The organism is Pseudomonas fluorescens (genome assembly GCF_005938625.1).
Classification (GTDB): Bacteria; Pseudomonadota; Gammaproteobacteria; order Pseudomonadales; family Pseudomonadaceae; genus Aquipseudomonas; species Aquipseudomonas fluorescens_BD.
Genome location: NZ_VCNJ01000057.1, coordinates 73,022 through 87,516, shown reverse-complemented (window position 1 = coordinate 87,516; position 14,495 = coordinate 73,022). Strand labels below are relative to the sequence as shown.

General features: G+C 57.3%; 13 protein-coding genes. 8 read left to right on the top strand and 5 right to left on the bottom strand.

Annotated features, from left to right (window positions below):
- Window positions 1-30: 30 nt before the first annotated feature.
- Entirely contained in the window at window positions 31-438 is a 408-nt protein-coding gene (locus FGA82_RS27460; RefSeq protein WP_141129514.1) for a hypothetical protein, read from the bottom strand.
- A gap of 98 nt (window positions 439-536) precedes the next feature.
- Here FGA82_RS27460 and FGA82_RS27455 point away from each other — a divergent pair, with 98 nt between their 5' ends.
- The 4 genes from FGA82_RS27455 (at window position 537) to rarD (ending at window position 5,784) form a co-directional block, all read left to right on the top strand.
- On the top strand, window positions 537-1,436 hold the full coding sequence (locus FGA82_RS27455) for a LysR family transcriptional regulator (protein ID WP_141129513.1): 900 nt from the start codon (window positions 537-539) through the stop codon (window positions 1,434-1,436).
- 68 nt (window positions 1,437-1,504) lie between these two features.
- Entirely contained in the window at window positions 1,505-2,518 is a 1,014-nt protein-coding gene (locus tag FGA82_RS27450; protein ID WP_141129512.1) for an aldo/keto reductase, read from the top strand.
- A 112-nt stretch (window positions 2,519-2,630) separates the two neighbouring features.
- Window positions 2,631-4,748 (top strand): acyltransferase family protein, encoded by a 2,118-nt coding sequence (locus FGA82_RS27445; protein WP_141129511.1) that lies wholly within the window; start codon window positions 2,631-2,633, stop codon window positions 4,746-4,748.
- 154 nt (window positions 4,749-4,902) lie between these two features.
- On the top strand, window positions 4,903-5,784 hold the full coding sequence (gene rarD / locus FGA82_RS27440; RefSeq protein WP_141129533.1) for an EamA family transporter RarD: 882 nt from the start codon (window positions 4,903-4,905) through the stop codon (window positions 5,782-5,784).
- Between the two features lie 72 nt (window positions 5,785-5,856).
- On the opposite strand, the gene hppD is transcribed toward rarD, so the two are convergent.
- Together hppD and FGA82_RS27430 are read right to left on the bottom strand one after the other, a co-directional pair.
- Window positions 5,857-6,933: a 4-hydroxyphenylpyruvate dioxygenase gene (gene hppD / locus FGA82_RS27435; RefSeq protein ID WP_007912211.1), complete on the bottom strand. Its 1,077-nt coding sequence runs from the start codon at window positions 6,931-6,933 to the stop codon at window positions 5,857-5,859.
- Between the two features lie 245 nt (window positions 6,934-7,178).
- Window positions 7,179-8,126, bottom strand: coding sequence for a DMT family transporter (locus tag FGA82_RS27430; RefSeq protein ID WP_141129510.1), 948 nt, complete (start codon window positions 8,124-8,126; stop codon window positions 7,179-7,181).
- Between the two features lie 78 nt (window positions 8,127-8,204).
- Between FGA82_RS27430 and FGA82_RS27425 the strand changes: the two genes are divergently transcribed.
- The 3 genes from FGA82_RS27425 to FGA82_RS27415 all read left to right on the top strand — a co-directional run bounded on the left by FGA82_RS27425 (window position 8,205) and on the right by FGA82_RS27415 (window position 11,328).
- A complete protein-coding gene (locus tag FGA82_RS27425; RefSeq protein WP_141129509.1) occupies window positions 8,205-9,074 on the top strand; it encodes a LysR family transcriptional regulator in 870 nt (289 codons plus the stop codon).
- 118 nt (window positions 9,075-9,192) lie between these two features.
- Complete coding sequence (locus FGA82_RS27420; RefSeq protein ID WP_141129508.1) at window positions 9,193-10,728, top strand: EAL domain-containing protein; 1,536 nt, start codon at window positions 9,193-9,195, stop codon at window positions 10,726-10,728.
- Between the two features lie 234 nt (window positions 10,729-10,962).
- Entirely contained in the window at window positions 10,963-11,328 is a 366-nt protein-coding gene (locus FGA82_RS27415; protein WP_077573093.1) for a histone-like nucleoid-structuring protein, MvaT/MvaU family, read from the top strand.
- A 219-nt stretch (window positions 11,329-11,547) separates the two neighbouring features.
- On the opposite strand, the gene FGA82_RS27410 is transcribed toward FGA82_RS27415, so the two are convergent.
- On the bottom strand, window positions 11,548-12,066 hold the full coding sequence (locus FGA82_RS27410) for a DUF4946 domain-containing protein (RefSeq protein WP_141129507.1): 519 nt from the start codon (window positions 12,064-12,066) through the stop codon (window positions 11,548-11,550).
- Window positions 12,067-12,205: 139 nt separating this feature from the next.
- Here FGA82_RS27410 and gloA point away from each other — a divergent pair, with 139 nt between their 5' ends.
- Window positions 12,206-12,727: a lactoylglutathione lyase gene (gloA, locus tag FGA82_RS27405; protein ID WP_141129506.1), complete on the top strand. Its 522-nt coding sequence runs from the start codon at window positions 12,206-12,208 to the stop codon at window positions 12,725-12,727.
- A 124-nt stretch (window positions 12,728-12,851) separates the two neighbouring features.
- On the opposite strand, the gene ahpF is transcribed toward gloA, so the two are convergent.
- Window positions 12,852-14,414, bottom strand: coding sequence for an alkyl hydroperoxide reductase subunit F (gene ahpF / locus FGA82_RS27400; RefSeq protein WP_141129505.1), 1,563 nt, complete (start codon window positions 14,412-14,414; stop codon window positions 12,852-12,854).
- Window positions 14,415-14,495: the final 81 nt, after the last annotated feature.

The following is a 14,495-nucleotide window of genomic DNA, read 5'->3' as shown; positions in this document are numbered from 1 at the left end:
GACTCGGTATTGCACGTCGGCGTACCTCGTTCAAACGCCTCGGTCGGTCCCCTCTCCCTCTGGGAGAGGGTTAGGGTGAGGGGCTTCTAATGCGTCGAGCTCAATCACCAGACCACCCGGCATCTGCACAAAAATCTGCGTGATCCCTTCGCCCGGCACCTGCGCCAATTGATACGGCAATCCACTGTCACGCACCCGCTGCAACACCGTTTCCGCTGGCTCATCAGTACGAAACGCGATGTGGCTCAGTTCAGTGTCATCGGGCAGCGGCCGCTCGATCACATGCACCACGGCGTGTTCATCCTGATACAGCCAACGCCCCGGAAACGGAAACGGCGGCCGCCGGCCCGGCTTGAGCCCGAGCAACTTGGCGAAATCGTCCTGCAAGGTCTGACCGTCAGCGGTATTGAAGGCCAGATGATCGAATGTCCAGGTCATGCGCCTCTCCTGCGATTGTTGACTGATTGCAGTATCTGCCCTTGCCAATCACTGAAAAATCCCGCAAAAACGCAAAGATCTTTAAAGGATTTTTAGCAATGAGCTCGATTCTAGATCTGGAGATCTTCGTCCGCGTCGCCGACGCCGGCAGCATCTCCGCCGCCGCTCGTGCCTTGGAGCTGACGCCAGCCGCCGCCAGTATTGCGTTGAAGCGCCTGGAAACCCGCCTCGGCATCCGCTTGTTCGCACGCTCCACGCGCAGTATTCGTCTGACTGAAGAAGGTCGCTGTTATCTGCAAAGCGTGCGCTTGGCACTGGCGGCGCTGACCGAGGGCGAACAGGCAATCAAGCAGCAAAACGAAGGGCTGAGCGGCGTGTTGCAACTGGCTGCGCCGTCGGACTTCGGACGCAACGTGTTGTTGCCGTGGCTCGACGATTTCAAACGCGAACATCCGAATATTTCACTGCAGCTGCTGCTCAACGACCGGCATGCCGATCTGTTTCGCGAGACCGTCGATGTGGCGTTGCGTTTTGGCGTGCCAAGCGATTCAACGCTGGTGGCGTTACCGATTCTGCCGCAACACCGGCGGGTTGCCTGCGCCAGTCCTGACTATCTGGCGCTTCATGGCACCCCGCAACGTCCCGGCGAATTGAGCGAGCATAGCGCCCTGCTCTATTTGCGTAACGGCAGTCCCTACAACACTTGGCGCTTCAGTCGCGGCGATGAAACGCTGGAAGTCGAAGTCCACGGCGACTACTTCAGCGACGACGGCGAAGTCGCCCGCCGCTGGGCGCTGGCCGGGCATGGAATCGCTTACAAAGCCTGGCTCGATATCGCCGAAGACGTGCGCGCCGGGCGGTTGGTGACGTTGTTCAATGATTGGCAAGGTGAAAGTGCGCCGTTCAATCTGCTGTGTCCGCATCGGGTGCAAGTGTCGGAACGGGTCAGGGTGTTGCAGGTATTTCTGCAAGAGCGCTGTGCAGGATTGAGCCAATAATTCACTTTGCCGCATCGCCTGCTTCTGGTATTTGATTAACCCTTTCCCACCGACAAAAGGATTTCGGCATGAGCTTTCGCACACTCGGTCACTCGGGCTTGCAGGTGTCCACCCTCACCCTCGGCACGATGATGTTTGGCGAGCAGACCAGCGCAGATGATTCGCTGCGCATCATCAACAAGGCCTGGGATCAGGGCATCAATTTCATCGACACCGCCGACGTCTACACCAACGGCCGTTCCGAAGAGATCGTCGGTGAAGCGATTGCCCGTCATCGGCATGAGTGGGTGCTGGCGACCAAGGTCGGTTTCGGCCCGGTGGACGGCGTGCCGAATCGCAGCGGTTTGAGCCGCAAACACATCTTCAATGGCATCGATGCCAGCCTGTCCCGGCTCGGCACTGACTATCTCGACATCTATTACCTGCACCGCGAAGACCACAACACGCCGCTGGAGGTGAGCGTGTCGGCGATTGGCGATCTGATCCGTCAGGGCAAGATTCGCTACTGGGGCTTGTCGAACTATCGCGGCTGGCGGATTGCCGAAGTGATTCGCGTCGCCGACAACCTCGGCGTTGATCGCCCGGTGATCAGCCAGCCGTTGTACAACATCGTCAACCGCCAGGCCGAGACCGAACAGATCACAGCGGCGCAAACCTATGGCCTTGGCGTAGTGCCTTACAGTCCGCTGGCCCGCGGCGTGCTCAGTGGCAAGTACGCGCCGGACGCCACACCGGACGCCAACAGCCGCGCCGGGCGTCAGGACAAGCGCATTCTGGAAACCGAATGGCGCGTGGAATCGCTGCGCATTGCCCAGCAGATTCAGCAGTACACCGAGCAGCGCGGCGTCGGGATAGTTGAGTTTGCGATTGCCTGGGTGTTGAACAACGGCGCGGTAACGTCAGCGATTGTCGGGCCGCGCACTGAGGCGCAATGGGATGCCTACACCAAAGCGCAGGCGGTGAAGATCACGGCAGAGGATGAAGCGTTTATCGACTCACTGGTGACACCGGGGCATTCATCGACACCGGGGTTCAACGATGTGAGCCATTTTGTGTCGGGGCGTAAACCGTACCTGACGTGAGCTTTCCCCTGTCCGTTCGACAGCCGACACCCTCGGCTGTTTGTTCATCGATTCAAGCGCGATCAAATGGAATCAATTGATTGATCGCTCGGAAACAGCCAAGGACTTATGCATGCACAATCGCCCTGTCGAGGTATCCAGAAAGCCTTTGCGTGGGCTGCTGTTCAAATGGTTTGCCGATAAAAAGCTGCAAGAGCTACCTTCGCCGGCATCGACCGCGACCGCCGGCGATCGCAAACCCTCGATTGAATACCGTGCGGATATCGACGGGCTACGCGCAATCGCCGTGTTGCTGGTGTTGATTTTCCACGGCGGCCTGACGTTTTTCCCGTCCGGTTTTATTGGCGTCGATATCTTCTTCGTGATCTCGGGTTATTTGACGACCGCGATCATCATGAAATCGCTGAACAACGGCACGTTCACTTTTTCGGGGTTCTACACGCGTCGAATCTGGCGCCTGCAACCGGCCGTCATTGCCTTGCTGGTTGTAACGCTGTTAATCACAACGCTGCTGTACTTGCCCGATGACTATGTCGACTCTCTCAAAAGCGAAAAGTACACGTCGCTGATCATCTCCAACCAGTACTTCGCCAAAGTCACAACGGGATATGCCACGCCCGATGCGGCCAGTCTGCCACTGCTGCACACCTGGTCGCTGGCCATCGAATGGCAGTGGTATCTGGCGCTGCCACTGGGCCTCTGGTTGCTCTACCGCTATCTGGCGAAAAGCGCTTTCAAAGCGGCGGTACTCGGCTTGACCCTGGCGGCCATGGCGCTCGCGCTGTACCTGTCTTACTCCGCTCCGGATAAAAACTACTACTTCTTCACTGCGCGAATTTTCGAATTGATGATTGGCTCCTGTGCGGTCATCTTCGGCACGGACACGTTCAGGCTCAATCGCCTGAGCGCCACGCTGGTCTGCGCGCTTTCGCTGGTGACGATCATCTACTGCGCCACCCTGGAAGATATCCTGCCGGGTTTTCCGCGATACCACGCCATTGCCGTGTGCCTCGCTACGGCAGCCTTGCTGTTCAAGGGTGTTGGCGATGCCAGCATCACCTCGAAACTGCTGGCGTTCAAACCGCTGGTGTTTATCGGTACGCTCTCGTACTCCTTGTACTTATGGCACTGGCCGATCCTGGCGGTAATGAATTACATGGGCATCGCGCTCACCCCGCCGATGACGATCGTTTACTTCGTCTGCACATTCGTCACGGCGTGGCTCTGCTATGTGTTGATCGAAAACCGCTTTCGCAAGGCCAGGCTCGGCTTTGCCAAAACTCTGGTCGTGCTGATGATCGTGCCGGCTATCGGCCTGTCGCTGCTCCACGCTGCCGGCGTCAGACAGGAAGGCTGGCCGAACCGCTTCAACCAGGGCTACAACAACGTGTTCAATGGCTTGAAAGCATCTGTTCCGGCCAATCGGGAAGGATGCCTGGGTGTCAGCGATGGCGCCGATCCTGGCTGTATTGCGGGCGGCGCGCAGGCCGCACCGCAAATATTGCTGATGGGCGATTCGTTTTCGAATCATTACTGGGGCTTTGTTGAAACGCTGGCCAGGGATGCCAATCTTGCCGTACTGACGCAGGGCTACCCGGCGTGCCTGGCCTTGCCCGGGATCTACCTCTACGACGTGAATAAATACACAAACGGGCTGTATCAAAAATGCCACGACGCCGCTCAGCGTTATTACGACATGATTGCGAAGCAGCATTTCAAGTATGTGATCGTGGGTCAGTTCTGGGAGGCCTATCTCGACCATGACATCGTCACGAAGCTGGATGACCCGCGCAGTCCGGAACTGTCGCGACAACGCCTCGGGCTAGCGATCCGCAAGGCCCTGGATATCATTGTCGAATCCGGTGCTACGCCGGTCTTTCTGGAAAACACCCTGCCCATGCCTGCAGGGATCAACACGTGCCTGCTGCAACAGGTCAAGTTGCGCGGGCTGATGGGCAGTGCCGAGCAAAGCAGCCTCTGCGCGACGGCGCCGTGGTCAGGCGCCAAGGAGCCGGTGCTGGAACAACTGTTCAATGATTTGAAAAACGAATACCCCGGTTTGATCGTCATAGATCCGAAAATCGTGCAATGCAAAGACGACGCGTGCATGACCACCGTCGACGGTTTGCCAGTCTATCGTGACATTGGGCATATCACCGATTATGCCTCGTACAAGTTCGGCGAGATGTACCTCATGCGCTTTGGCAATCCATTGAAGGTTGCTCAGTAATGTCGACTTTATAAGGCGAGATCAAAAGATCGCAGCCTGCGGCAGCTCCTGCGAGGGAATGCGTGTGAAGAATATTGAGCATCCGGCCAATATTCAGCACAAAAACCACGTATCCTTCGCGCCCCGTTTGACCATCAACCCCCGCGAGGACAGTTTGTCTAAAGGTATCGCTCTATCGGTTTCAGCCTCGGTGCTGTTTGCCGTCATGTATTACTACACTTCGCTGCTCACACCGTTGAGTGGCGTAGAGATTTTCGGCTGGCGGATGCTGCTGACCGTGCCGTGCATGACCGTGTTCATGCTGGTGTCCGGGGAATGGCGGCGGGTGCTGGAGCTGATTCGGATGGTCGCGGCACAGCCAAAACTGGTCGCCGGGTTGATCGTCTCGGCCGCTCTGCTCGGTGTGCAACTCTGGCTGTTCATGTGGGCGCCGCTCAACGGCTACAGCCTCGACGTCTCGCTGGGCTATTTCCTGCTGCCGCTGGCGATGGTCCTGACCGGACGTATTGCCTATGGCGAAAGTCTGTCGTATCTGCAGAAAGTCGCGGTGTTCTTCGCCACTTTGGGGGTGTTGAACGAGCTGTATCAGGTCGGTGGATTTTCCTGGGCGACACTGGTGGTCGTGATCGGCTACCCGCTGTACTTCGTCCTGCGCAAATACTTGAAGACCGACCACCTCGGCGGCTTGTGGATCGACATGACACTGATGCTGCCAGTCGCCTACTGGTTTGTGCAGGGTGGCGAGCAAGGCTTTGGCGTGTTTGATCAATACCCGGGGCTGATGTGGCTGATCCCGTTGCTCGGGTTGATCAGTGCGTCGGCATTGGTGGTGTATATCATTGCCAGCCGTTTGCTGCCATTCAGTCTGTTTGGTTTGTTGAGTTATGTTGAGCCGGTGTTGCTGCTCGGTGTGGCGTTGTTGCTCGGTGAGAGCATCAAGTCCGGGGAGTGGCTGACGTATATTCCGATCTGGCTGGCGGTTGTGGTGCTGGTCTTCGAAGGATTCAAACACCTGACGCGGCAACGCCGTCCTTAAAAGCAAAAGATCTTGAAAAAAATCCCGGCCCTGCATCGCTGCAGGCCGGGATTTTTTCATTTCAGTGGCCGATTACTCTGTGGCAAGTACACCACGACGCACCTGATCACGCTCGATCGATTCGAACAGTGCCTTGAAGTTACCTTCACCGAAACCATCATCGCCCTTGCGCTGGATGAATTCGAAGAACACCGGGCCCATCAGGGTTTCCGAGAAGATCTGCAGCAGCAGGCGCTTGTCGCCCTGCTCCGAGGCACCGTCGAGCAGGATGCCGCGCGATTGCAGCTGATCAACTGGCTCGCCGTGGTTTGGCAGACGGCCTTCGAGCATTTCGTAGTAGGTGTCTGGCGGCGCAGTCATGAAGCGCATGCCGATTTTCTTCAACTGATCCCAGGTCTTGATCAGGTCATCGGTGAGGAACGCGACGTGCTGGATGCCCTCACCGTTGAACTGCATCAGGAACTCTTCGATCTGCCCCGCGCCTTTGGACGACTCTTCGTTTAACGGAATGCGGATCATGCCGTCCGGTGCGGTCATCGCTTTCGAGGTCAGGCCGGTGTATTCGCCCTTGATGTCGAAGTAACGGATCTCACGGAAGTTGAACAGCTTCTCGTAGAAGTTCGCCCAGTAAGCCATGCGACCGCGATACACGTTGTGCGTCAGGTGGTCGATGATCTTCAGGCCAGCGCCAACCGGGTTGCGATCAACGCCTTCGATAAACACGAAATCGATGTCATAGATCGAGCTGCCTTCGCCAAAACGGTCGATCAGGTACAGCGGCGCGCCGCCAATGCCTTTGATCGCCGGCAGGTTCAGCTCCATCGGGCCGGTTTCGATGTGGATCGGCTGAGCGCCGAGTTCCAGTGCACGGTTGTAGGCTTTTTGCGAATCCTTGACGCGGAATGCCATGCCGCAAACCGACGGGCCGTGCTCGGCCGCGAAGTACGACGCGACGCTGTTCGGTTCGTTGTTGAGGATCAGGTTGATCGCGCCCTGACGGTACAGATGCACGTTCTTGGAGCGGTGGGTCGCGACTTTGGTGAAGCCCATGATCTCGAAGATCGGCTCCAGGGTGCCCGGCACCGGCGATGCGAGCTCGATGAACTCAAAGCCCATCAGGCCCATTGGGTTTTCGTATAAATCTGCCATGGTGGCGCCTCATCATTTCTTATCAATTAACCAGGGTTATTTGTCAGTCATGCGAGGTCGGCGGGTGGCGCGCAGGAGATGCCACGCACACTGCGGGCGAGGAAGTCACCATAGATCAGTTGGAACCCGAATATCTTCATTGTCGACCCAAGGCTCTTGCGGGCGAGGCTTCTGCTGCCAGAAGACGATTATTATTGTATGCGTAACCCGATTCTACACAGCGTAAATAGGCTTGTCTGCTCTCTCTATAAAATCCGCTTTTTTGCGCCCGCTGCAAGGGGTTTGTTGCACAGGTAGATGCCGCCCAGGATCAGTGCACCGCCCAGGCACATGGCCGGCGTCAGTTGCTCGCCCAGCAGCAGCGCGCCAAGGATGACCGCCGTCAATGGGTTGAGCGCGATAAACACGCCGCTGCGCGTCGCGCCGATTTTACGAATGCCATCGTAGTAGCCGATGTAGGCCAGCGCCGAGCCGAGAACGCCGAGGTAGATCAGACTCAGCCATTGCGGCAAACCAAGGTTATTCAGCGCACTCCAGCTCAGCTCGCCGCGTACGGCCGCCAGAATCCACAACATCAGCGTGCCGGTCAGGATCGAGTACGTCACGGTCTGCACCGGCCCCAGCGTCTGGTTGAGTTCACGGGAAAACAACGAGTAAACACCCCAGCCCAGCACACAGCCGAGAATCAACAGATCACCGATCCATGCATCAGGCGCTGCAGCCAGTAACTGCGGATTGCGACTGACGATCACCAGACCGGCGCCGACAATACAGGTCGCGATGCCGGCGACTCTCATCCGGCCCAGGCGCTCTTTGAACAACCACCACGAGGCCAGACCGATCACTGCCGGGTTCAACGCGACGATCAACGAGGCGCGCGAGGCGTTGATATATTGCAGGCCGTAAAAGAAGCACAGGTTGTAGAAGAAAATCCCGAAAAAACCCAGCAGCGTCAGTTGCAGCCACTGCCGTGGGCTCGGCCGCGCCAAGGGGATCCGCGCTAGCCACAAAAAGCCGAGCAACGCTGCACTGGCCAGCAAGAAGCGCAGGCTAGCGGCGAATATCGGGCTCAGGCTGCCAGCCAGAAAACGCCCGGCGACAAAGGTCCCGCCCCAGATCATGGTGACCGCCGCCAGTGTCAGGTAAACGGGTATGTCGGATGATGTTGTGTGCAGTTGCTCGACGTTGCGCATGACGCTCCAGACCAAAGAATGTGCGGAATGCCGTATCATTCACCTCATTCCCTGTCATCGTAAAATGAGCAAACACTCATGACCCTCACGCAACTGGAGATCTTCTCGCTGGTCGCCGAACTGCGCGGTTTCACCCTCGCCGCGCATCGGCTGGGGATTTCGCAGTCGGCGGTGTCCCACGCGATGAAGTCGCTGGAGCAGGAGCTCGGCGTTGAGTTGCTGCGTCGGCACCAATCGTCAGTGGAGCTCAGCGATATCGGCGAGCAACTGTTGCTGCGCGCCCGCGCCATGCTCGGTCTGGCCAACACCTTGCGTCAGGAAGCCGCCGATGCGCGTGGCATGAAAAGCGGCACCTTGCGCATCGGCTCGTTCGGGCCCACCTCGTCGATCAAACTGTTGCCAAACATCCTGCGACGCTATCGAGAAGCGCATCCGGGCATCGAAGTGCACATCGATGAAGGTCCGGACCGGCAAGTGACTCAATGGCTGGAAGAGCGGCGGATCGACATCGGTTTTGTGGTGTTGCCCGAAGAGCGCTTCGACACATTTGCCTTGCTCGAAGATCAGATGGTTGCCCTGCTCCCTTTGGATCATCCCCTGGCAGCGCGGTCGGCGTTGAGTCTCAAGGATCTGTGCGACGCCCCTTTCGTGCTTACTGAGGCTGGTTCTTCGGAACTGGTATCGCGGCTGTTCACGGCCGCGCGTTTGCAGCCGAACATTCGCTATCGCTGCTCGCAACTGCTCAGCACTCTCGACACGGTCAGCCGTGGTGACGCCATCACGATTGTTGCCGAAGGGTCTTTGCCGGACGACGCCTCACCTCGTTACGTGAAGAAGCCGTTGTTGCCCGCCGTGCAGCGTCAGGTCGGACTTGCCGTTCTTGATCAGCGTCAGGCGTCACCCGCTACTCTGGCCTTTATCGAGGTGGCAACGCGAATGAAGCACTGATGAGCGGCGCAAGCGCCTTCAGCCATCTATCCTCCCCTCTGGCTGATCTGATTTTCAGCGGCGCGCCGTTGTCCGGCCTGCATTCGAGAGCCCCACTCCACCGCGACAGGATGCGCCCATGCCGTTGACCGTCAGACCCCGCCGCAAACGCAGCACCCGCATCGTTTTCACACTGCTCAGCGGCTTGCTTCCGGTATTGCTGGGCAGCGCGATTCTTTATATGCAAGCCGAACGCACGCTGGAACAAGGCTCGCAACAGACTGCCGAAGAGGCGTTGGGCCAATTCGAATTGATGCTCGACAACACCGCCCAGGCCGCCCGTGAATTGCTGCCACTGGCCGGCCAGACCTGCGAGAACGTCAAACTCGCCTTGCGCGAGCAGGTGACCCGCCGCCCGTTTGTACGCTCGACCAATCTGGTGTGGGACGACAACCTCTATTGCAGCTCGTTGTTTGGCAACTTCAAGGAAGCCGTCAACGCGGGTGACTACAACCAGGGCAAGTTGTGGCTGATGAATGGCAACCCCGTCACACCCAACACCGCCCTGTTGGTCTACCGGCTCAGCGAAGGTCGCGGCGGCGCCCTGACGACACTGGACGGTTACCATCTGAGCAACATGTTGCGTCTGATCGGCCGGCACATGTTGCTGGTGCTGCAAGTGGGCGACAACTGGCTGTCGGCCGACGGCAAAGTACATACCGGCGCCCTGCCCGCGTTGCCCATAGCGCAAAACACGCTGGACTCCTCGCGTTATGCGTTCAGCGTTTCTGCGGGGTTTCCCGAGGGCGAAACCTGGCGCTACATGGCCGATGAATATCCGCCGCTGTTCAGTCTGTTGATCTTTTTTGGTGTGGTGTCGGGGGCCATCGGCCATGTCTTGCAGAAGCGCTCTACATCTCCGAGCCACGAGATGCTCCGGGCGCTCGAGGCAGGCGAGTTCATTCCTTACTTTCAGCCCGTGGTGCATGGCGACAGCAAGGCATGGTCGGGAGCCGAAGTATTGATGCGCTGGACTCACCCCAAAGAAGGCCTGGTGCGCCCGGATCTGTTTATTCCGTTCGCCGAGCATTCGGGGTTGATCGTGCCGATGACTCGCGCACTGATGCAACAAACCGCAGCGCTGCTGGGGCCGTTGTCACCAACGTTCACCTCGCCGTTTCATATCGGTATCAATATCACCGCCAGCCATTGCAAGGACCTGGAGCTGGTGGAGGACTGCCGAACGTTTCTCGCCGCGTTCGCGCCCGACAGCGTCAGCCTGGTGCTGGAGCTGACCGAGCGCGAATTGATCGAGCCGACCGACATCACCCGCCAACTGTTCGAGCAACTCCATGCACTGGGCGTGAAGATCGCGATTGACGACTTCGGTACCGGTCACTCAAGCCTCGGCTACTTGCGCAAATTCAATGTGGATTTCCTCAAGATCGATCAGAGTTTCGTCGCCATGATCGGCATCGATGCGCTGTCCCGACACATTCTCGACACCATTATCGAACTGTCGGCCAAGCTTGATCTGGGTATTGTTGCCGAAGGTGTCGAAACTCAGGCGCAAGCCGATTATCTGACCGCACATCACGTCAACTTTCTGCAAGGCTACCTGTTCGGCAAACCGATGCCGGCGGCGGACTTCATCAGCGCATTAACTCACCATTAACTAAGCCGGATTAAGACGAGCGTCCCGATCAGGCGCACCAAATTGATACAAAAGACCGCAGTTGTTACATGAAGACAACATCAGGATTTACTCTTGGCGCATTAACTACTACAATTTTTTCAACCTGAGCAAGATTGGCAGGTGAGCCATTTATCACCGAGTCGCTTCAAGGCTCTTGGCTTATAGCTTTGTTTGCGGTTGGTATCAGCCAAACACACTATTGGAGTAAAGATATTGTCCAGACTCGCTGAATTTCGTGCAGCTGAAAAGGCCCTTCAGGAACAGCTCAAGCAGCTGGAATCGCTGAAGAACGATGCCGGGCTCAAGAAAGAAATCGAATTCGAAGAAAAGCTCCAGGGGCTGATGAAACACTACGGCAAAGGCCTGAAAGACATCATCGCCATCCTCGATCCGAACCCGGCAAAATCCGGTCTGCAGACCTCTGCAGCGCCTAAAACCCGCCGCGCTCGCGTGGTCAAGGTTTATCACAACCCGCACACCGGTGAACTGATCGAAACCAAAGGCGGCAACCACCGCGGCCTGAAAGCCTGGAAGGAACAATACGGTGCAGCCACCGTGGATTCCTGGTTGCGCGGTTAATCCCGTGCCAACAAAAAAGCCCTGTATGATGCAGGGCTTTTTTATTGACAATATCTAACAAATGAAATGAATTTCATCTAACAATTTTCGACTTTTCTGTAACGTTGCTGAGTCAGAAAGCTAAACATTTTGCTGCGCAATGTTGCGATCGCAGCCCTTCGTTAAACTTTGTGCTTAATCCCTTCGGGTATCTAATCAAGCCGTGAAGAGTACAGCGACTTAAAGTTTCAAGCTGTTTCTCAGCGCCACTATCTCGTCTGCGCTCGCCTTATAAGCCTCCGCCTGTCCGGCGTAGGAAAGAACATAAGCCTTGTCCGCCTCGACCGCCGCCACCAAGGTTTGCGACAACACATGCCGACCGTTTTCGGTGATCGTGCAAGTGGTTTCCAGTGCCGACAAAGTACCCAGCTTGGCCGGATGCACTTTGTTGCAGACACTTTGATAGCCACCCTGGAAGAAGTCCTTCTGTATCGACTTGCGCATCTCCAGCAGCACGCCCTGCAAATTGACCTGATGGTCCTTCTCAACCTGAGTCATGGTCAATTCCATCACCATGACCTGATTGCCATCGGCGTCATTCTTCACCGCACGCTGGCGGGAAACCTGGGCACTTGTCTCAGGCAGTGCCTCGACTTCCCAGCCGGCCGGCCAGGTAATGCTCGGTTCGTCCGCTGACGCGCAGACAGCCACAAGCGACAACGCAGAAAATACAAACAGGGATTTGAACAGTCGGATCATTGCCGGACGCACTCGCAGATTGAGCGGTAAAGTCTGAGGCTCGCCCGCACGCAGGGCAAGTCTGCCCTTTCATTTGGCGATGCCGGCAGGCATGCGTATCATTGCGCCCATTCACTCGCCCATAGTTATTGGAGGGCCCATGAGCCTGCACGAACTCAACACTTTCCCCGGCGTCACCGCCACACCAGACAGCGCAACCCGTAACTTCGTCTTCAACCACACCATGCTGCGTGTCAAAGACATCACCAAATCCCTGGACTTCTACACCCGCGTACTGGGTTTCTCGCTGGTTGAGAAGCGTGATTTCCCGGAAGCGGAATTCAGCTTGTATTTCCTCGCGCTGGTCGACAAGGCACAGATCCCGGCCGACGCCGCTGCTCGTACCGAGTGGATGAAGTCGATTCCAGGCATTCTGGAACTGACTCACAACCACGGCACTGAGAACGACGCAGATTTCGCCTATCACAACGGCAATACCGATCCGCGTGGTTTTGGTCATATCTGCATTTCGGTGCCGGATATCGTCGCGGCCTGTGCGCGTTTTGAAGAGTTGGGCTGCGACTTCCAGAAGCGCCTGAGCGATGGCCGCATGAAAAGCCTGGCGTTCATCAAGGATCCGGATGGTTACTGGGTCGAGATCATTCAGCCAACCCCGCTGTAAAAAGATCGCAGGTTTCGCCAGCTCCTACACAATCCCTGTAGGAGCTGCCGCAGGCTGCGATCTTTTGCGTCAGGCATAAAAAACCCGTGATCGCTCACGGGTTTTTTCATTTCTGCCAGGACGTTTAAGCCGGAGCGGACGTGCGGATCAAGTGATCAAATGCACTCAACGAAGCCTTGGCCCCCTCGCCCACCGCAATCACGATCTGCTTGTACGGCACAGTGGTCACGTCGCCGGCAGCGAAAATGCCTGCAATCGACGTTTCACCACGGTTATCGACGATGATCTCGCCACGTGGCGACAGCTCGATGGTGCCTTTGAGCCAGTCGGTATTCGGCAGCAAACCGATCTGCACGAAAATCCCTTCCAGCTCGACGCTACGCAACTCATCAGTGTTGCGATCCTTGTAACGCAGGCCGTTGACCTTCTCGCCATTACCGGTGACTTCAGTGGTTTGCGCACTGGTGATCACAGTAACGTTCTTGAGGCTGTGTAATTTGCGCTGCAATACGGCGTCGGCACGCAGTTGCACGTCGAATTCCAGCAACGTTACGTGAGACACGATACCGGCCAGGTCGATGGCCGCTTCCACACCGGAGTTACCGCCGCCGATCACTGCAACACGCTTGCCTTTGAACAACGGACCATCGCAGTGCGGGCAGTACGCCACGCCTTTGTTGCGGTATTGCTGCTCGCCCGGCACGTTCATTTCACGCCAGCGCGCACCGGTCGCCAGAATCACGCTCTTGGCTTTGAGGGTCGCGCCGCTGGCGAAGCGGACTTCATGCAGCTCGCCGTTTTTGCCCGGGATCAGCTTGTCGGCGCGTTGCAGGTTCATGATGTCGACGTCGTACTGCTTGACGTGTTCTTCCAGCGCCGTGGCCAGTTTCGGCCCCTCGGTTTCCTGTACGGAAATGAAGTTCTCGATGGCCATGGTGTCGAGCACCTGGCCGCCAAAACGCTCAGCCGCAACACCAGTGCGAATGCCTTTACGTGCAGCGTAAATCGCTGCCGAAGCACCGGCCGGGCCACCGCCGACAACCAGCACGTCGAAGGCCTCTTTGGCGCTGATCTTTTCAGCCTGACGCTCGATCGCGCCGGTGTCGAGTTTGGCCAGAATCTCTTCCAGGCCCATGCGGCCCTGACCGAAGTTTTCACCGTTGAGGTAAATGCTCGGCACGGCCATGATCTTGCGATCGTTGACTTCGTCCTGGAACAGCGCGCCGTCGATAGCGACGTGGCGGATATTCGGGTTGAGGACGACCATCAGGTTCAGCGCCTGGACCACGTCCGGGCAGTTCTGGCAGGACAGCGAGAAGTACGTCTCGAAGCTGAACTCGCCTTTCAGCGAGCGAATCTGCTCGATTACTTCAACACTGGCTTTCGATGGGTGGCCGCCGACTTGCAGCAAGGCCAGCACCAGCGAAGTGAACTCGTGGCCCATCGGGATGCCGGCGAAACGCAGACTGATGTCAGCGCCCGGGCGATTGATCGAGAACGATGGCTTGCGTGCATCGTCACCGCTGTCGATCAAGGTAATTTGGCTCGAAAGACTGGCAACGTCTTTCAGCAGTTCCAGCATTTCACGGGATTTCGCACCGTCGTCGAGGGAGGCAACGATCTCGATCGGCTGGGTGACCCGTTCCAGGTACGATTTCAACTGGGCTTTAAGATTGGCGTCCAACATACGGGCGATTTCCTTTATTTGAGGCGAAAAAAAGCCCGAGCGAATCTCGCCCGGGCATTTTTATTGGGCGGTGCAGCGTAC